Origin of the sequence: Caballeronia udeis (assembly GCF_001544555.2) — a bacterium.
Classification (GTDB): domain Bacteria; phylum Pseudomonadota; class Gammaproteobacteria; order Burkholderiales; family Burkholderiaceae; genus Caballeronia; species Caballeronia udeis.
Window position 1 is genome coordinate 26,592 of the sequence record NZ_FCOK02000080.1, and the last position, 19,136, is coordinate 45,727.

The 19,136-nt window shown below is 61.7% G+C and carries 15 protein-coding genes; 7 read left to right on the forward strand and 8 right to left on the reverse strand.

Annotation, left to right across the window (positions count from 1 at the left end):
• Positions 1 to 402: 402 nt before the first annotated feature.
• The 3 genes from tldD to AWB69_RS36940 form a co-directional block, all read right to left on the reverse strand.
• On the reverse strand, positions 403 to 1,869 hold the full coding sequence (tldD, locus tag AWB69_RS36930) for a metalloprotease TldD (RefSeq protein ID WP_062091732.1): 1,467 nt from the start codon (positions 1,867 to 1,869) through the stop codon (positions 403 to 405).
• A 112-nt stretch (positions 1,870 to 1,981) separates the two neighbouring features.
• A complete protein-coding gene (locus tag AWB69_RS36935; protein ID WP_062091733.1) occupies positions 1,982 to 2,815 on the reverse strand; it encodes a carbon-nitrogen hydrolase family protein in 834 nt (277 codons plus the stop codon).
• Positions 2,816 to 2,924: 109 nt separating this feature from the next.
• Positions 2,925 to 7,118 (reverse strand): YhdP family phospholipid transporter, encoded by a 4,194-nt coding sequence (locus AWB69_RS36940; RefSeq protein WP_062091734.1) that lies wholly within the window; start codon positions 7,116 to 7,118, stop codon positions 2,925 to 2,927.
• Between the two features lie 206 nt (positions 7,119 to 7,324).
• Between AWB69_RS36940 and glnE the strand changes: the two genes are divergently transcribed.
• Entirely contained in the window at positions 7,325 to 10,120 is a 2,796-nt protein-coding gene (glnE, locus tag AWB69_RS36945; protein WP_062091735.1) for a bifunctional [glutamate--ammonia ligase]-adenylyl-L-tyrosine phosphorylase/[glutamate--ammonia-ligase] adenylyltransferase, read from the forward strand.
• A 100-nt stretch (positions 10,121 to 10,220) separates the two neighbouring features.
• Here the strand turns inward: glnE and AWB69_RS36950 are convergent, their stop codons facing one another.
• The 4 genes from AWB69_RS36950 to AWB69_RS36965 all read right to left on the reverse strand — a co-directional run bounded on the left by AWB69_RS36950 (position 10,221) and on the right by AWB69_RS36965 (position 13,557).
• Positions 10,221 to 10,631 (reverse strand): type II toxin-antitoxin system VapC family toxin, encoded by a 411-nt coding sequence (locus AWB69_RS36950; RefSeq protein WP_062091736.1) that lies wholly within the window; start codon positions 10,629 to 10,631, stop codon positions 10,221 to 10,223.
• Positions 10,628 to 10,885, reverse strand: a complete 258-nt coding sequence (locus AWB69_RS36955) for a type II toxin-antitoxin system Phd/YefM family antitoxin (RefSeq protein ID WP_062091737.1) — start codon at positions 10,883 to 10,885, stop codon at positions 10,628 to 10,630. Before AWB69_RS36955 ends, AWB69_RS36950 begins: the two co-directional genes overlap by 4 nt.
• Positions 10,886 to 10,991: 106 nt before the next feature.
• Positions 10,992 to 12,647 (reverse strand): DNA repair protein RecN, encoded by a 1,656-nt coding sequence (recN, locus tag AWB69_RS36960; RefSeq protein ID WP_062091738.1) that lies wholly within the window; start codon positions 12,645 to 12,647, stop codon positions 10,992 to 10,994.
• Positions 12,648 to 12,654: 7 nt separating this feature from the next.
• A complete protein-coding gene (locus tag AWB69_RS36965) occupies positions 12,655 to 13,557 on the reverse strand; it encodes an NAD kinase (RefSeq protein WP_062091739.1) in 903 nt (300 codons plus the stop codon).
• A 232-nt stretch (positions 13,558 to 13,789) separates the two neighbouring features.
• Here AWB69_RS36965 and hrcA point away from each other — a divergent pair, with 232 nt between their 5' ends.
• The 3 genes from hrcA (at position 13,790) to AWB69_RS36980 (ending at position 16,494) form a co-directional block, all read left to right on the forward strand.
• The gene (hrcA, locus tag AWB69_RS36970) at positions 13,790 to 14,806 is read left to right on the forward strand and encodes a heat-inducible transcriptional repressor HrcA (protein ID WP_062091740.1); all 1,017 of its coding nucleotides are present in this window, start codon (positions 13,790 to 13,792) and stop codon (positions 14,804 to 14,806) included.
• Between the two features lie 193 nt (positions 14,807 to 14,999).
• On the forward strand, positions 15,000 to 16,067 hold the full coding sequence (hemH, locus tag AWB69_RS36975) for a ferrochelatase (protein WP_062091741.1): 1,068 nt from the start codon (positions 15,000 to 15,002) through the stop codon (positions 16,065 to 16,067).
• Between the two features lie 19 nt (positions 16,068 to 16,086).
• Positions 16,087 to 16,494, forward strand: a complete 408-nt coding sequence (locus AWB69_RS36980) for an RNA-binding S4 domain-containing protein (protein WP_062091742.1) — start codon at positions 16,087 to 16,089, stop codon at positions 16,492 to 16,494.
• On the opposite strand, the gene AWB69_RS48900 is transcribed toward AWB69_RS36980, so the two are convergent.
• Positions 16,466 to 16,627: a hypothetical protein gene (locus AWB69_RS48900; RefSeq protein WP_197500396.1), complete on the reverse strand. Its 162-nt coding sequence runs from the start codon at positions 16,625 to 16,627 to the stop codon at positions 16,466 to 16,468. The genes AWB69_RS36980 and AWB69_RS48900 overlap by 29 nt on opposite strands.
• 458 nt (positions 16,628 to 17,085) lie before the next feature.
• On the opposite strand from AWB69_RS48900, the gene grpE reads away from it, so the two are divergent.
• The 3 genes from grpE to AWB69_RS36995 form a co-directional block, all read left to right on the forward strand.
• Positions 17,086 to 17,667: a nucleotide exchange factor GrpE gene (gene grpE / locus AWB69_RS36985; protein ID WP_062091743.1), complete on the forward strand. Its 582-nt coding sequence runs from the start codon at positions 17,086 to 17,088 to the stop codon at positions 17,665 to 17,667.
• 25 nt (positions 17,668 to 17,692) lie between these two features.
• Complete coding sequence (locus tag AWB69_RS36990) at positions 17,693 to 18,088, forward strand: thioredoxin family protein (RefSeq protein WP_062091744.1); 396 nt, start codon at positions 17,693 to 17,695, stop codon at positions 18,086 to 18,088.
• 197 nt (positions 18,089 to 18,285) lie between these two features.
• Positions 18,286 to 19,136 (forward strand): Hsp70 family protein (locus AWB69_RS36995; protein ID WP_156529097.1); only part of this gene is annotated, 851 nt, incomplete at its 3' end.

Genomic DNA, 19,136 nt, shown 5'->3' on the forward strand with positions numbered 1-19,136 from the left:
GTCGAAAGGTCTGACAGATCAGGGACAGTGCAAAAGTCGTCAAAAAAAGTGGGCATAAAAAAACCGCCAGACTGCGCTGGCGGTTTTTCGGGAAACTTGGGTTCTACACAAACGACTCACCCCTCTCGATCCGCCAGCGGCTTGAGATGCCAAAAAAAGTAAAAATAAAACTTGGCGGACATGATGGTTTCGGTCGTCTGGTAAAAATTGAACGTCTGGCTTTATAACCTTAAACACGCGCGGTTGGCAAGTTGTCAGCCGCTAAAATGCGGATATCCCGCGTCACAACATCGAACTTCGCAGTAAGCGTGCGTATTCCATGCGGTTTTCCCGCATGACGCGCTCAAAAGCTATACGGAGCGCGGTGCGGGAAAATCAAGGGCCAAATGACGGACTACGCGGTCAAACCGTGCCGCCCACCGTCATCTTTTCGATCCGCAAGGTCGGCTGGCCAACGCCCACCGGCACGCTCTGGCCTTCCTTGCCGCACACGCCCACGCCGCCGTCGAGCGCCATGTCGTTGCCGATCATGGTCACGTACTTGAGCGATTCCGGGCCGCTGCCAATCAGCGTTGCACCCTTCACCGGATACGTGATCTTGCCGTTCTCGATCATGTACGCCTCAGACGCCGAGAACACGAACTTGCCGTTGGTGATGTCGACCTGGCCGCCGCCGAAATTCACCGCGTACAAGCCGTTTTTCACCGATGCCAGGATCTCACCCGGATCCTTGTCGCCGTTGAGCATGTACGTGTTGGTCATGCGCGGCATGGGCAGGGCGGCGTACGACTCGCGCCGGGCGTTGCCCGTCACCGGCATCTTCATGAGGCGGGCATTCAGCGAGTCCTGAATGTAGCCCTTGAGAATGCCGTCCTCGATCAAGGTCGTGCATTGCGTAGGATTGCCTTCGTCGTCGATATTCAACGAGCCGCGCCGGTTCGGCAGCGTGCCGTCGTCGACGACTGTCACGCCCTTCGCCGCCACCCGCTCGCCGATACGCCCCGCAAACGCCGAAGAACCCTTGCGGTTGAAGTCGCCTTCCAGCCCGTGGCCGATCGCTTCGTGCAGCAGCACGCCGGGCCAACCCGGTCCGAGCACGACGGTCATTGCACCGGCGGGCGCCGGACGCGCGTCCAGATTGACGAGCGCGGCGTGCACGGCCTGATCGACGTAGTGGGACAGGACTTCGTCGGTGAAATAGGCGTAGTCGTAACGTCCGCCGCCACCGCCGCTGCCCATTTCACGACGCCCGTCCTTTTCGGCGATCACCGTTACGGACACGCGCACGAGCGGCCGGATGTCGGCAGCCAGCGCGCCGTCGCTGCGCGCGACTAGCACGACGTCGTATTCCCCCGCCAGACCCGCCATGACCTGGACGATGCGCGGATCGCGGCCGCGCGCCATTTTCTCGACGCGTTCGAGCAGCTTCACCTTTGCGGTGGCGTCGAGCGACGTGAGCGGATCGGACGGCAGGTACAGGTCGCGGCCGAACACGCCGGTCAGCGAACTGGCCGACTTGATCTTGTGCTTGCCTCCGCCGGCCTTCGCGATGGCGCGCGTGGCGATAGCCGCCTGACGGATGGATTCGGGCGACAGGTCGTCCGAATAGGCAAACGCGGTCCGGTCACCCGACACGGCGCGCACGCCGACACCCTGGTCGATGCTGAAACTGCCCGATTTGACGATGCCTTCTTCCAGGCTCCACGCTTCGCTGCGCGTGGACTGGAAATAGAGATCCGCGTAGTCCACGCGGTGCGTGAAGATCTCCGCCAGCGTGCGCGTAATCGTGGATTCGTCGAGGCCGTAGGGCGTCAGCAGGATCTCTTTCGCGGTGGCGAGATTTCGGATGCCGGGTTCGATGATGTTCATTCGTTGCCTGTGGCGAAGTCTATGGGGATTAAAAGCATTCTAACGTCCGGATGTTCGTGCGACCTCCTGACCAGATGGAGGGGGGCTCCGGAATAACAAGCCAAGCAACAAGCTAACCCAATACGCGATGGCGATAAGCCGGCAGGCTTTGCCGGACCGATGCAATGCGTTCGGGATCAATTGTTCCAGCCACCACGCCCGCGCCTTCCGCCAGCACGGCCACGACCTCGCCCCACGGGTCGATCAGCATGCTGTGCCCCCAGGTCCGGCGGCCGTTTTCGTGTTTGCCGCCTTGCGCGGCAGCCAGCACGTAGCATTGGTTTTCCACTGCGCGTGCCTTGAGCAGCGTTTCCCAGTGGGCCTCGCCGGTCGTGTACGTGAACGCGGAGGGCACCACCATCAAGGCGCAGTCGCCCATTTTCCGGTACAGCTCGGGAAAGCGCAGGTCGTAGCACACCGACAACCCCACGCGTCCGAATGGTGCATCAAACGTACGCACTTCGCTTCCCGGACAGATCGTGCGGGCTTCGTCGAAGGATTCCGTGCCTTTTTCGAAATTGAACAGATGAATTTTGTCGTAGCGGGCGACCTGTTTGCCGGCCGGATCGAAAACGAGCGTTGTATTGAGCACGCGCGCCGCTTCAGCCGACTCCAGCGGCAAGGTCCCGCCGATCACCCACACGCGATGTTCACGCGCCGCGTCCGCCAGGAACTGCTGGATCGGACCATGGCCGGGCGTCTCGCGGATCGCGAGCTTGTCCGTGTCCTTGAAGCCCATGTAGCAGAAATATTCGGGCAGCAGCACAAGCTGCGCGCCGCCCCGCGCGGCTTCGGCAATCAGCCGGCCGGCTTCCGCGATATTGCGCTCGCGATCCGGCGCACTCACCATTTGCAGCGCGGCGACGCGGAACGTGCCTGGGGTGCCTTCGCTTGATCTTTCGCTCATGTCAGCCTGCTAAAAAAGGGGCGCGATGATGACCGGATCGTGACCGAAATTGTGGTTGAATCTGCCCGCCGCCAGCCAGCGGGCCTGTACCGGAACGCCATTCAGACGCTCAGTTGGGCAAGGTTGCAGCGGGAATTTCGATCTTACCCTGATCGCCTTTCACCCGCTGGATGACGGGTTTCGACCACGGTCCGGTAATGGAATAGTCAATGGTGAACGCCTTGCCGATCGACTTCGAAAGCAGCAGGTCGGCTACCAGCGTGCCGAGCCCCAGCAAAGGATTGATCACGGCTGCGCCCAGCGCGACGGCGCCCGCGCTGATGGTCGGGATGATCTTGGCGTGCAGGTCCTGCGTTTCCTTCGGCAGGTCGACCAGTCCTTTCAGCTCCACGCGCGCAGGCGCCGTGATCATCGTGAAGTCGTTGGTGCGGCCGATACCGTTCTGAACCGTGCCCGAGCCGGTGATCTTTTCGAACGGCAGCCCCTTGCCGACCACATCCTGGAAATTCAGCGTGAGGAAGTGCGCGAGGCTTTGCAGGCTGAGCACGCCGAGCAGCTTGGCCGCGCCCGGGTTGACCTTGAGAATCTGACCGTGCTGCAGGTCGGCGTCCAGCTTGCCGTTGAGCGTGGGCAGGTCGACAGCGGCCGGGCTGCCGTCCCAGCCAAGCTGGCCCGTCACCGTGCCTTTGCCGCCCTTCACCGTGCGCGGCAGGCCAAGCCGTTCGACCAGCGCTCCGGCGTCCATGATGTCCAGCTTGAAATCGAGTGCTGTGCGGCGAGGGGCGTTGTCGTCGGCATCGGCCGGAAAACCAACCGGGCCGCTGATCGTGCGCCAGTTGGCGGTTGCGGAAAGCTTCGCGTCCGGGTTGCTCAGCTCCAGCTTGTCCAGATGCCAGACCGGCACGTTGTCTTCCACGTCGTTGCGTGCGTCGACCTCGAGGCGTCCGAGCTCGCGCCCGCGCACCACGAGTTCGTTCACGATCAGGTCGATGGACGGCATGTTGGGCGGCGGCTTGCGGATCATTTGCGTGACCAGGTCGGTTTCCTGTTTTCCCGGAATCACGACCTTTTCGAACCGCGCCTGCAATGCGCCCGGGCTGCCTTTCGTCGCGCCCGGCAGCCATTGCGCATTTCCCGTGACCTGATCCGACGCAATGTTCGCCTGCCACTTGCGGTCATCGCCGAGATTTGCGCCGATCGACACATCTTCCCAGCGCCGGTTGAGCAACTTCACCGTCGCGAAATGCAGCGTGAAGCGAGTCGGAACGAATTGCTTCACCACTTGGGATTGCGTCTTCGGATCCGGTTGCGGCATGGGTCCCAATTCAGTGATCAGCTTGCGCCACGCATCGGCGTCGAGTTCGTCGATATCCACGGCCGCCGACACGCCTTGCGCCGGCAGATCGGCCGGCTTGTTCACGCCGATAGCACCACGCTCCACCGTCGGCGCTTCCTTGCCCGTCTGCTTGAGCAGGTAGTGCGCATTGACCGGCCCGAGCGTGAGTTTCGCGTCGTGCTCCTCTGCCGATCCGGCGATCGGCTTAAACGTGAACGCGAAGGGCATGGGCGTGCCCTCGCTCTTGTTGAAGGGCGCCGGGAAGTCCAGCCCGAGGCCGGTCAGGTCGGAGTTCGCCTCGATTTGCGGCAACGTGTTTTTCACGCCGCGCACACGCAGGTCGTAAGGCGCGGTGCCGCTGACGTGCTTGAGGATTTGCGCTGCCTGCGCCTGGTCATGCGCGTTCAGGCTCTGGGCGGCGTCGGCGCCTATGCGGCCGTTTACATCGAAGGCATAACTGCCGTCGGGTTTCACGCCACCCGTACCGCGCACGTCGCCACCGAGGAATTTCGCCGTCAGGCCATCGAGCGAGGCGGTTTTCTCGCCGAACCGCGCCCGCCCCTTGAGATTCGACAGCGGCGGAAACGTGCTGTACGCGAGGTCGTTGCCATTGAACGTGAGCGCGCCTTTGTAGCCCACATGCGCCCGCATGCCGGGCGGCGGCGCGACCCGCGGAATCTCCAGTTGCAGCGCCAGCGCGGCGTTACCGGTTGCATGGATCTTTGTCGCCACGTGGTGGGAGAGCGAGCCGAGCGAGCTGTCTTCCACGTAATGGAGCATGTCGGTGATGGGGCCGTGCGCGTCGGCGTCGATCAGCAGCTTCGATTCGCGGTTGCCCAGGTCTTCTATACGTCCGGTGGTCTTGACCACGCTCACGCCGAGATAATGGCCGCGCGAAATATCGAAGCCCAGCTTGTTTTCGGCAAGGTGAAACGTCCCGTCGATACCGTCAAACGCCGGCCATACGTTCGGCGTGCCGTTCGCCATGGTCTTTGGCGGATAGGGCGTTGGCTCGAACTTGCCGCCGGTGAACGGCGCGACGATGCGGAACTGGCCGGCGTCGGGGAACTTTGCGTAGGGGAATTTCGTCAGGTCGCCGTGAATCTCGATAGTGCCGTTGCGCGAGATGCCCGCTTGCAATGCGTGGCCCAGATACAGGCGCAATTTTTCGCTGATGCTCGTCGGCAGATAGTGCACGAGGCTCGTCACATTCAGGCGCGCGGCCTTTGCCTTGAGATCGAGGGAACCGCGGCCTTCGCCTTCGTTCCGGTAATCCGCTGTCGCACTGGCTTCCGCGTCCGCGTTCCTGACGTGCAGCGTCTCCACGTGCGCGATGATTGCCTTGTGCGGCTTGCCGGGCGCGTCGGCGAGGGTCCAGGTTACGCGGCCGTCGATCTGGTCCAGCACGAGGCGCGGGTTATCGAAGACGCCGGGCACGGTGATCGCCGTATTTTTCGTATCGATGACTGCGCTGCCGTGATCCTGATCGGCGTCAATACTGCCCCACAGGTTCTCCACGCCGGGAATCCCGGCTCGCGGATGGTTGTTGATCGTCAGTCCCGGCGGCGGTTCCTGGGCCTGCACGCTGACGCCGTGCAAGTCGCCCTTCACCGTGTAGCGCATCGGCGGTTCGGCGCCTGTCTGGCGCTGGGCCAGCATTTGAGCATGGGTTGCCGGTCTGGGCCGCTCGGTCTGCAGCGTGTAATTGGCAATCTGGCCACGCGGGTTGAAGCGGATCAGATCGTTTTGCAGCTTCGACGGCAAAGGCAGCGCGCGCAAGAATTCGCCCAGGATGCCGAGATCGACGACATCGCCCGCTACCCCGAACATCTGCCCATGCTGCAGGCTTGCCGAGCGGTAATGGCCGGTCAGCGTATGCAGGGCCAGCAGGCGCGACACCGGCGTGCCGTCCGCGAGCGGCGGCTGGCCGAGTTCCGCGCGCAGGTTCGCGAGGTGCAGCGTGTATTCGTCATCCTGCAGCGCGAGATTCCAGTTGAAGTTCGCGATCGGCACGTCGAGACGCGGCTGCGTTGGGCGCACGCGTAACGCGATGTCGGTCCCGGTCAGCTCGCCGCCTGCTGTTTTCAGCTTGCCGCTCGCGAAGTCGATCCAGATGCGGTTGTCGAAACGTCCGCCATAGGTCGCGAACGGCATCGCCACGTATTGCGAGAGCTTGGGCAGATCGACAGGACCGGTCGACAGATACGCCTGGCCCGTCCAGTTCGCCGGACGGCCCGGCACGCTGAAACGCGGCGTGCGGAAGTCCGCGCGAAAATCGAGCGGCCCGTGCAGCAGGTCGCCGTCGGGCAGGGCCTGCAGCGCCACGCGATGATGCGGGCCGTTGTTGAGAATGGCCAGCTTGATCCGCTTGAGCGCCAGTTCCGGCGCGTTGCGCTCGCCGTCGTGCCAGCGCAGCGTGCCGTCACGCAGCACGATGGCTTGCTGTCTCAGCAGCCAGGTCATGAACGCGTCGTTGCCTGTGTGTTTGGCCTGGAGCGGCACGCCGGCCACGCTGAAGGTCCCGTCGGCGGCGCGTGAGATGACGACATCGGGGCCATCGACGGTGAGATTCGAGAGCAGCGGGACAGGACCCAGCAGCGAGCGCCACGCGACCGTGGCGCTGGCGTGCGGTACCGCGAGACCCGGGGTGCCGTCAGCGGCGTCGATCCGGAGATTGTCTATATCGAATGAAGGCTCGAAGCCGGACCATTTCGCCGCGATACGCCCGATGTGCAACTGCGCATGGATCTTCGACGAGACCATTTGCTCGATGCGCGGCCTGAACGCATCGATCTGGGGCAGCACGGCATAACGCAGCGCGAGATAGATGCCGGCGACCGCGAAATAGACCACGGCAACCAGCACCAGAAGGACTTTGAGCACCCGCGAGAATGCGAGCTCGGCGCGACCACCTAGCTTCACGGGTACAGCTTCAGGTGGGTCGGCAAGTTCCTTTCGGTCGGACATGCTGCGGCGGGTCGGCGATATGGTAGGTTTTCGAGATTTGACGTTGAAATGTAACACAGCGCGCAATGCAAAAAACTGCGGGAACACGCTACGATGCAGCCGCCAAGCCGCGCCGGACGGCGTTCTGCGCATCTCGCGCCAATTCGCGCAAAAGCCCCGGTGCATTGCCGGACTTCTTTGTGAGCAATGACTGAGCCCGACCTTTCATGACCGACGCCGTTTTGCTGAGTTCCAGTGCTTCCCACTACGCCGCGCGCGTGTATGCCGCGCGTCCCGAATTGCCGGCGGCTGTGGCCGAATGGTCGAAGGTACCGATCCGCCGCGCGTGGGTAGAAGCGCGGTTGAACGCGCTGTGCGACGCGTGTTCGGCGAGTTCGGCCAGTGGCCGGCTTGATGAGGCCGCGCTCAAGACCGCGCTTCGCCGGTTGCGCATCGAGGTCTTCTGCACGGTGATGGAACGTGATCTTGCCGGCCTCGCGCCTGTTGCCGAAGTCACGGGCGCCATGACCGATCTTGCCGAGCTGACTATCCAGCGCGCGCTCGCGGTGTTGTCGGCGGATCTGGAAGTCACGTTCGGCGAGCCGCGCGGGCCTGACGGACAGCGCTTGACGCTGGGTGTGGTGGGAATGGGAAAGCTCGGTGGACGTGAGTTGAACGTGTCGTCGGATATTGATCTGATCTTCGTCTATGAAGAAGACGGTGAGACGGCAGGCGGCGAACGCGCGGCTTTATCGACCCAGGAATATTTTACGCGGCTCGGCCGCAAGCTGATAGGCGCATTGGCCGAGGTGACGGAAGACGGTTATGTCTTTAGAGTCGATATGCGGTTGCGGCCGAACGGCGATGCCGGTCCGATCGCGTGCGGACTCGGCATGCTCGAAGAATATTTCTACGTGCAGGGCCGCGAGTGGGAACGGTACGCGTGGATCAAGGGGCGGCTGGTCTCCGAGAGCGAGAGCGACGCGGCGCAACGGCTGGCGAAGCAGCTCGACGCGCTGGCTACGCCGTTCATCTACCGGCGGTATCTGGACTACGGCGTGATCAGCGCGATTCGTGCGCTGCATGTGCAGATCCGGCAGGAAGCGCAACGGCGTGCGTCGATGCGTCCCGACAAAGCCGATGACATCAAGCTCGGCCGCGGCGGCATTCGGGAGATCGAGTTCAGTGCGCAGGTGTTTCAACTGATCCGTGGCGGTCAGATTGCCGATCTGCGGATTCGCCCGACCTTGTCCGTGCTGAAGCGCGCGGCCGCGCACGGGTTGATATCGGCGAACGTGTGCAGCGAACTCACCGACGCGTACCTGTTCCTGCGCAAGCTCGAGCATCGCTTGCAGTATCGAAACGACGCGCAGACGCACGCCATGCCGGTCGCGCCGGAAGACCGGGCGGTGCTTGCCGGTGCAATGGGTTTTGCCGATTACCCGGCGCTGACAGATGCGCTGGAAGCGCACCGGGCGCGCGTGGAGCATCAGTTCGACCAGATTTTCGCCGATAAGGTGAAGGGCGACGGCGGTTGTGCGGTCGCGGAAGATTCGGCGGCGTCGTGGGTCTGGAGCAGCGCGCTCGCCGACGACAGCGCCGAGGAGCAGTTGGTCGAACGCATGACCGAACTCGGTTTCACCGATGCCACCGCGGTGCTCACGCGTCTGCGCAACGTGTGGAAGTCGACGCGATACGAAGGTTTGCCCGAGCGCAGCCGGGAACGATTCGACATCGTCGCGCAACGTGCGCTTGAAGCCGCGCGGGCCATAGAGCCACCCGAGCGGCGCGGTGACACCATCGCCCGGCTGTTCGACCTGCTCGAAACGGTCAGCCGCCGCGGCGCTTATCTTGCGTTGCTGACCGAATATCCGGCGGCGCTCGAGCGGGTGTTGTCGGTGCTCGGCGCGTCGCGCTGGGCGGCAGGGTATCTGATTCGCCATCCGCAGCTTCTGGATGAATTGCTCGATGACGAAGTGATCGCGAGTCCCTTCGACTGGCTGCAATTTCGCGAATCCTTGCGCGCGCAGATTGCCGCCGCCGATGGCGCCGAGCAGCAGATGAACCTGCTGCGGCACGCGCATCAGGCAGAGGTCTTCCGGATTCTGCTGATCGACCTGGGCGGCAAGCTTACTGTTGAACACGTGAGCGACTTGTTGTCGGCGCTGGCTGATGCCGTGCTCGATGTCACCATCGAAACGGTGTGGTCGCAGTTTCCGAAGCGTCACCGCGACGTGCCGCGCTTTTCTGTGATCGCTTACGGGAAGCTGGGCGGGAAGGAACTGGGGTATGCGTCGGACCTGGACCTGATCTTCCTTCACGATGACCCCGACGAATCCGCTGGCGATATCTATGCCACGTTCGCTCGCCGGCTGATCACGTGGCTCACTACGGCAACGGGAGCGGGCACATTATTCGATGTCGATTTGCGGCTGCGTCCTAATGGCGAATCGGGTTTGCTGGTGACGAGCCTGGAATCGTTCCGGCGTTATCAGATTCGCGAGGGCGACGCTGCGAATACGGCGTGGGTCTGGGAGCATCAGGCGCTGTCGCGGGCGCGGTATTGCGCCGGCGATGCCGAGATTGGCGAGCGCTTCGAGGAGATCCGCGCCCAGGTTCTCACGATGCCGCGAAATGCTGCTGCGTTGGCGCAGGAGATTGTCGTGATGCGCGAGCGGGTGGACGCCGGGCATCCGAACCGCAGCAAGTTATTCGACCTGAAGCACGACCGCGGCGGGATGGTGGATATCGAGTTCATCGTGCAGTACTGGGTGCTGCTGCACGCACGCGAAGACGCTGAGTTCGTGCGGAACATGGGCAATATTTCGCTGCTGCGACTGGCTGCGGCGTTCGGGTTGATGAGCGCCGACGAGGCTGAAACGGTGGCGGCTGCGTACAGGCGGTATCGGAAGTTGCAACACACACTGAGGCTCGACGGGATGGAAAAGGCGCGGGTTGAGCCGGAGGTTGTGGTCGCGGAGAGGGAAGCGGTAACGGGGCTTTGGAAGCGGGTGTTCGGGTAATAGCAGCTTTGTCCGGCCCCGCTCGCAGGGGTGAACATTGGAACGTGGTCTCGGCTTCGGGCGCGGCTTCGGCCGCGATTTTTGATTACAGCCGCGCTCGTTACTTCACCAGGCGAATCGGGCTCGCTTTGTACTCAGCGACCGTCTCGTCATTTGTCAGCAAGGTGATGCCCTCGACTGTCGCTTGCGCGATCAGCAGCCGATCGAACGGGTCTTTGTGATGGTCGGGCAGGTTGCCGACGGCCGCCGTGTGCGCGCTGCTGATGGCCAATTCGATATAGCCGTTGTCCAGCAACGCCCGGCGGAACAAGTGCGCGTCGACTTTGAAGTCGGGTCTGCCAAGCCCGTTCTTGATCGCCACTTCCCAAACGCTGGCCGCACTGAACAGCAGTTCGTTTTCCTCATCTTCGATCAACGCGCGCGCTTCGCTGGATAGCGAGCCATTCGAACGAACGTCCGCGCTTGCAACTGCCGTCCACAACAGTAAATGCGTGTCGAGCAACAGCTTCATTCGTCACCGCCAAACATCGCCGTGATTTCGTCATTGCCCAGATCGTTGAAAGTCTGCGCATCAGGCACGGTGACCTGGCCGGCAAGAAAACCGATCCGCTTCTTCTTGGCCGGCACCGGGGCGTCTATGGCAATGATCCGGACCATCGGCTTGCCGGCTTTGGCGATTACAACGGATTCGCCCTGCACTGCCTTCTCAACCAGCCGCGACAGGTTGGTTTTGGCCTCGTGCATGTTGACAGTGATGGTGGGCATGGTGTTCTCATTAGCTTAGCTAGGTTGACTTAGTCTATCATGAGGCCGAAAAACGGGCACATAGCGGCCGTAACGGCGGTGTCGATCGGTAGCGTTAATTCACCGCTTACGCAGCAAGCATTTCCTTCGCGTGCTTGCGGGTCGTGGCCGTGATTTCGAGCCCGCCGAGCATGCGCGCGACTTCCTCGACGCGCTTCGATTTATCCAGCGGCGTAACCGTGCTGACCGTTCCGCCCGCTGAGTCTCCGGCTTTCGCCACCTGGAAATGATGATCGCCGCGCGCCGCGACCTGCGGCAAATGGGTCACGCACAACACCTGCCGGTCGCGGCCCAGTTGATGCAGCAAACGCCCGACTACTTCCGCCACACCGCCGCCAATTCCCGTATCCACTTCGTCGAAAATCAAGGTGGGGGTCGGGCTCGCCGTGCTCGCAATCACCGCCAACGCGAGACTGATCCGCGCGAGTTCGCCGCCGGACGCGACCTTCGCCAACGGCCGCAATGTCACACCCGCATGTCCGGCCACCCGGAATTCGATCTGCTCGAGCCCGTTCGCGCCGCCCTCTGCAAGCGGCACGAGCGCGACTTCAAAGCTGCCACCCACCATCGACAATTCCTGCATGCCCTTGGTGACCGCCTTGCCGAGCGACTTCGCAGCTTTCCCGCGCGCCTTCGATAACACCGTCGCCTCCGCCAGATAACTTTCTTTCGCCTTGGCGACCGCTGCGCGCAGCGCATCGAGATCGGCGGCGGCATCGAGCGCCGCCAGTTGCCTGCGCCGCTCCGCGTGCTCCTCGGGCAAGACCTCGGGTTGCATGCGGAACTTGCGCGCGGCCGAATGGAGTTGCTCCATCCGATGCTCGACCTGCGCCAAGCGGTTCGGATCGAGTTCGAGCCGCTGCGCATAGTGGGAGAGCGAATACGACGCTTCCTGCAATTGAATTTCGGCAGGTTCGAGCGAAGCCAGCACGTCGGCGAGCGCAGGGTCGATGTCGACAAGACTCCGCAGCTTCGACACGATCGCGGAGAGCTGCGTGATCATGGCTTCGTCCGACTCGGACAGCGCGTTCAGCGCGCCTTGCACACCGTCGATCAAACTCGCCGAATGCGACAACCGATGATGCTCTGCGCTCACTTCTTCCCATTCGCCCGGCTGTGGCGCAAGTTTGTCGAGTTCGCTCAACTGCCACGCAAGACGCTCGCGTTCCAGTTGCAACTCGCGATCGCGGTTCTGCGCCAGCTCCACCGCGTGCGCGGCGTCGCGCCAGACCCGATGCGCCCGCGCCACTTTCTGCGCTGCGTCGAGAAGGCCCGCGTGGGTGTCGAAGAGTTCGCGCTGGGCGTCCGGGCGCATCAGCAATTGATGGGCGTGCTGCCCGTGGATGTCGACGAGCATTTCGCTCAGTTCACGCAGCTGCACGAGCGTGGCCGGCGTACCGTTGATGAACGCCCGGGAACGCCCGCTCGAATCGACTACGCGCCGCAGCATGACCGTGTCGGCGTCGCCGACAGCCAGTGCGTGCTCGTCCAGCCAGCGCGACACCCCTGCGTGAGTCGAAAACTCGGCCGTGATGTCCGCTCGCGCTTCGCCTGTCCGCACAATGCTGGCGTCGGCGCGGGCGCCAAGCGTGAGCGCGAGGGCGTCGATGAGAATCGATTTGCCGGCGCCGGTTTCGCCTGAAAATACGGTGAAGCCGCGCTCGAACTCGAGGTCTAGCGCGGCGACAATGACGAAGTCGCGAATCGAGAGATGGCGGAGCATGGGCGTCTTAGAGTTTCGTGGCGTCTTCGTGCGAGGGATATTCGTTCCAGTGCAGTTTCTTGCGCAGCGTGGCGTAATGGCTGTAGCCGACCGGGTGCAACACCGGCACGGTATGGCGCGAACGCCGCACTTCAATGGTGTCGTTCAATTCGACCGCGGTAAACGACTGCATGTCGAAATTCACGTTGACGTCGCGCCCGCCAATAATCTGAATATCCACCTGAGAGTCGTCGGGCAGGACAATTGGACGATTCGACAGCGAATGCGGCGCGATGGGTACAAGCACGAAGCCCTGCAATTGCGGATGCAGGATCGGTCCGGACGAGGAGAGCGCATACGCGGTCGAACCCGTAGGGGTGGCGACAATCAGCCCGTCCGAGCGCTGGTTGTACATGAAGCGCCCATCCACCGACACGCGCAGTTCCGCCATACCCGAGAAACCGCTCCGGTTCACCACGACGTCATTGAACGCCAGCGCGTGGTAGATAGGCCGGCCGTCCCGGACAATGCGCGCTTCGAGCAAGGTCCGCTCTTCGCGCTCAAAACTGCCGGCGAGCATTTGCGGCACCAGCTCGTGCATTTCGGCCAGCGTGATGTCCGTGATGAAACCGAGCCGCCCATGATTGACGCCGATCAGCGGCGTGCGATACGGCGCGAGCTGCCGCCCAATGCCGAGCATGGTGCCGTCGCCGCCCAGCACGACAGCCACGTCCGCGCGTGCGCCAATTTCCTGCGCGGTCAACGCGGGGTAGTCGGTCACGCCAACGTCGTGCGCCGTTTCCGCTTCGAACACGACACTGAACCCGCGTTTCACAATGCACGCGGCGAGCGCCGTCAGCGGCTCCCTGATGCCGGGCGTATTGTTGCGCCCCACGAGCGCAACAGTCTTGAATTGGGTACCAATTTCCATGCCGGCATTACACCATAGGTGAGTGTCGAAAAGAACCGCGCGCCACGTCCGTGACGCGTTCCGGCGCGTTGGGTTGTCCTATATATGCTAAGCCCCGGGCGTAACGGGGAATTGTCGCTAGAATGGTATCGATCATGAATTGATGACGGATGAATGACAAAATAACGTCAACCCGCCATTGCCATATTTGGTGTGCTCGCTGTTTCCTTACACGTTGAGCTAAAATTTCCCCATGCTAGACCCACGTGCCCAGACCCTCCTCAAGACGCTAATCGAGCGCTATATCGCCGAAGGTCAGCCGGTCGGTTCCCGCACGCTTTCGCGTTACTCCGGACTCGAGCTCAGCCCGGCCACCATCCGCAACGTGATGTCGGACCTGGAGGACCTCGGGCTGGTGGTCAGTCCGCATACGTCTGCAGGACGGATTCCCACGCCGCGCGGCTACCGGCTCTTCGTGGACACCATGCTCACCGTCGAAACCACCGACGACGAAGCCATGACGTCCGCCGTCAAGATCAAGCTGCAGGGCGGCGAGCCGGCGAAGATCGTGGCCGCCGCCGCGAGCGTGCTGTCGAATCTTTCGCAGTTCGCGGGCGTCATTCTCACGCCGCGCCGCAGCCACATGTTCAAGCAGATCGAGTTCATGCGCCTGTCCGACAAGCGCATCCTGCTGATCATCGTGACGCCGGAAGGCGACGTGCAGAACCGCATCATGGCGACCCAGCGCGACTACTCGCCGTCGCAGCTCACCGAGGCGTCGAACTATATCAACGCGAATTTCGCCGGTTTGTCCTTCAACGAAGTACGCCGCCGACTGCGCGAGGAAATCGACGCGTTGCGCGGCGACATGACCTCGCTGATGCAGGCAGCGGTGGCGGCGAGCGTCGACGAAACGGATCAGGGCGACACCCTGCTGATTTCCGGCGAACGCAACCTGCTGGAAGTGGCGGATCTTTCTTCCGACATGGCGCGGCTGCGCAAGCTTTTCGACGTGTTCGACCAAAAGACGAGTCTCCTTCAATTACTCGATGTCTCGAGCCACGCGCAAGGCGTGCAGATATTCATAGGCGGCGAGTCGAATCTCGTGCCGATCGAGGAAATGAGCGTGGTGACCGCGCCCTATGAAGTGAACGGGACAATCGTGGGCACGCTGGGGGTGATCGGACCCACGCGGATGGCGTATAACCGCGTCATTCCCATTGTCGATATCACCGCGCGCCTGCTGTCCCTCTCGCTCAGTCAGCAGTAGGCCGATACAAGCGGCTTGCAACAAACCATCCGCCGGTGCGGCCCGCAAAATGCTGCGAACCCCGGCAGACAACCAATCTTGCCACGTCCCAAGCCCCGTGCACCACTCGGCCGTTCGGTCGATGTTGCGTTCCGAAAGCCGCCGCTATAATGGGTTTCACATACTTACACGGGCTTCACAGCCTCTTTCTTTTATGCGCTACGACCTCGAGTTGCCTTCGCAGCCTTCCGCTTCGCATCGCGTTGCGGTGCTGCTGATCAATCTCGGCACGCCGGACGCGCCCACGCCCAAGGCCGTGCGCAAGTACCTTGCGCAATTCTTGTCGGACCCGCGGGTGGTGGAAATTCCGGCGCTCGCGTGGCAGGTGATCCTGCGGCTGGCAATCCTGCCGTTTCGCGGCCGGGCGTCGGCGAAGAAATATGCCCAGGTATGGCTGCCCGAAGGCTCGCCCCTGCGGGTCTATACGGAAAAGCAGGTGGAAGCGTTGCGGCGCTTGTTCATGGTGAACGACTATCACGTGATAGTTGACTACGCCATGCGCTACGGGACGCCCGGCATTCCGGCCATGATGAATCAACTCAAGCTGGAAGGCGCCGAGCGCGTGCTGCTGGTGCCCATGTATCCGCAATATTCGTCGTCGACCACGGCCACCGCGTTCGACGATGCATTCAACGCCTTGCGGCGCGTGCGCAACCAGCCGGAACTGCGCACCATCCGCCAATATGCTGACCATCCGGCCTATATTGGCGCGCTGGCCGAGCAGGTGCGGGACTATTGGCGGCATCACGGCCAGCCGGACTTCGCGGCGGGCGACCGGCTGGTGCTGAGCTTCCACGGCGTGCCCAAGCGCACCATGGATCTTGGCGATCCGTATCACGATCAGTGTCAACAGACCGGATCGTTGCTCATGGCTGCGCTCGGGCTATCGCCGGTCGAATGCCGGGTGACATTTCAATCACGTTTTGGCCGGGCAGAATGGCTGCAGCCTTATACCGCACCCTCGCTGGCCGAACTTGGCGCGGCGGGCGTGAAGCGGGTGGACGTGTTCTGCCCGGGCTTTACGTCGGATTGCCTGGAAACCATTGAGGAAATCGGCATTGAAGTGCGTGATGAATTTCTGCACGCGGGTGGCAAGGATTTTCACCGGATTCCCTGCCTGAATGCATCGCCGGCCTGGATCAAGGCGCTGGGCGAAATTGTCGCGCAGCACCTGCAAGGCTGGCCGGTTCAGGTGCCGCAAACGCTGAGCGCGGCCGCATAGACCATCTTACTGAGCACTTGTGAACTACCAGATCTCAACGGACTCCGGCGCGCGCCTTCGTATCGACAAATGGCTGTGGGCAGCGCGCTTTTTTAAAACGCGTTCACTGGCTGGCGACGCCGTGGAGAAGGGCCGCGTGCGAATTGGCGGCGCGAACGTGAAGCCGTCCAAGGATGTGCGCGTGGGCGATCTCGTGGAGATCGAGATTGAACACGTGCTTTGGCAAGTGAACGTGCTGGGAATTTGCGAAGTGCGCGGTCCCGCACCCATTGCGCAGACGCTTTATGCGGAAACCGATTCCGGGCGGGAAAAACGCGTGGCGGAGAATGAGCGGAGGAAGACGTATCGCGAGCCGGCAGCCGCATTGCAGGGTCGCCCAACCAAGCGCGACCGGCGCATTATCGACAAACTTTCAGGTTCGGACTGAAAAAGTGTTCCATGGTGGCCGAAATGCCGCCGTACTCCGTGGTGCGGTCATTGACCGCGCCTGACATGCAGATGGTCGTGGTGCCGCCAACGAGTACCAATGCGACGATCGCAATTGCAAAGGTCAGTTTCATGGGCACCCCCTGTAACAACGCAACAACTCTGAAAAACGGGCGCTAGAGCTGACTTGAAACAAGCTTTAGCGATTAAAAAAACTTGGCTTCGGGCAATCGTAAGATTAGGGTTAACTAGTGCTTCCGGAGTCATGTTCGAAGTGTAGGCGAGCAAATCAACCGGCTCAATCTGAATCTGATGACAGGTCGAAAATGGTTGTAACCGGCCATTTCCGCAGCCTAGAAATGGTCCCGGAAAGCGCGTGCAACCCCTTGAAAACGCTCGTCTGAGCCTCAGATGGGTTGCTTAGGACGAACACAGGATGCACCCCGCTTTACTCGCACCGTCTGCCGTTGAGGCCCGTTGTGTTTTTGCAACGTTGAGTTGGCGGTTATCATCGGCAGCTTTTTGATGAGCCGAACCCGCAACGTTGCGTTCGATTTCACCCGTTTTCACCCATAGCAAAATCTCAAGCGACATGGAAAACACGCAAGACAACTCCGCGAGCCAGAACCCCACGCCCGCCGACAATCCCGCGGCGGCTCAAACTATCCAGCAGCCCGGCGTGCCGGACGCGACTTCCGCACCGGAAACCGTCGACGCGAACGAAACCGAGGCATTGCTCGCCGAAGCGCAAGCGCGGGCAGCGTCGTTGCAAGAAGAGTTTTTGCGCGCGAAAGCCGAGACCGAGAATGTGCGGCGCCGGGCGCAGGAAGATGTGCAGAAGGCGCATAAATTCGCGATCGAAAATTTCGCGGAAAACCTGTTGCCGGTGCTCGACAGCCTGGAAGCCGCGCTGACGCATTCATCCACCGACCTGGCAAAAGTCCGCGAAGGCGTTGAGCTGACGCTGCGCCAACTGACCGCTGCGCTCGAAAAGGGCCGTGTGGTCGAGGTCAATCCGGTTGGCGAGAAGTTCGATCCACATCGCCATCAGGCTATTTCGATGGTGCCGGCCGACCAGGACGCGAACACGGTGGTTTCGGTGCTGCAAAAGGGCTATGTGATCGCGGACCGCGTTTTGCGTCCGGCGCTGGTCACCGTTGCCGCGCCGAAATAAGCGTTTCAGCTAAAGACGCTGCTGCATGGCCAATATCCCCGTCGACGCCTCCGCGTTTGCCGTTTTTGACATGCAGGAGTTGAGCGCCGAGACGTTCGATGCCGGTCTTGAGTCGGCAGCGGACGAATTGGCCGTCGTGTTTTTCTGGGGTTTCGAGTGCTTCAACTGCGAAATCGCGAAGAAGGCGATGCTCGCGAAACCGGACGAAATCCGGGCACTCGGGCTGAAATGGTTTCACAGCAACGTTTACGAGCATCGCGATCTCGGCCGCCGTTTCATGCTGCATGGCGTGCCAACGTGGTTCTTCTTCTACCGGGGCAAGCGCCTGGGACGAGCAACCGGCTGGCATGGGCTTGGCCAGTTCGAAGCCGCTGTCGCCGCTGCCCGCGAGAAAATCCGGGCGCTCGAAGCGAAAGCTTGAGCAGGCAAGTCAGGAAAAGTTTCAGATCGGCTGAAAAAAAGCGGGAAAGCATCAGTTTTTGGTCTTGAAAACGATGCGAACGCTCTTATTTGGCGTACAGGGTTAAATTTTGGGCGTCCGGATAGCGAATTCGATCGTCAACACGTCGAAAACGCAAAATCGGGCCTGCTGCAATCAAAGTCAGGAGAGTGATAAAAATGGGCAGAATCATTGGTATCGATCTGGGCACGACGAACTCGTGCGTCGCGATCATGGAAGGCAACACGGTCAAGGTGATTGAGAACGCGGAAGGCACGCGCACCACGCCGTCGATCATCGCTTATGTGGACGACAACGAAATTCTCGTCGGCGCGCCGGCGAAGCGCCAGTCGGTGACGAACCCGAGGAACACGCTGTACGCAGTCAAACGGTTGATTGGCCGCCGTTTCGACGAAAAAGAAGTGCAAAAGGACATCGCGCTGATGCCTTACAAGATCGTGCGCGCCGATAACGGCGACGCCTGGGTCGAAGCCCGCGATCAAAAACTGGCACCGCCGCAAATTTCGGCTGAAGTGCTGCGCAAGATGAAGAAGACCGCCGAAGACTATCTCGGCGAAGAAGTGACGGAAGCCGTGATTACGGTTCCGGCCTACTTTAACGACAGCCAGCGTCAGGCGACGAAAGACGCTGGCCGTATCGCCGGTCTGGAAGTGAAGCGGATCATCAACGAACCGACCGCAGCCGCGCTCGCGTTCGGCCTGGACAAGAACGAAAAGGGCGATCGCAAGATTGCGGTGTACGACCTGGGCGGCGGTACGTTCGACGTGTCGATCATCGAAATCGCGGACGTTGACGGTGAGAAGCAGTTCGAAGTGCTCTCCACGAACGGCGACACGTTCCTTGGCGGCGAAGATTTTGACCAGCGCATCATTGACTACATCATCTCCGAGTTCAAGAAGGATCAAGGCGTTGACCTGAGCAAGGACGTGCTCGCGCTGCAACGCCTGAAAGAAGCGGCTGAAAAGGCGAAGATCGAGTTGTCGTCTGCTGCTCAGACCGAAATCAACCT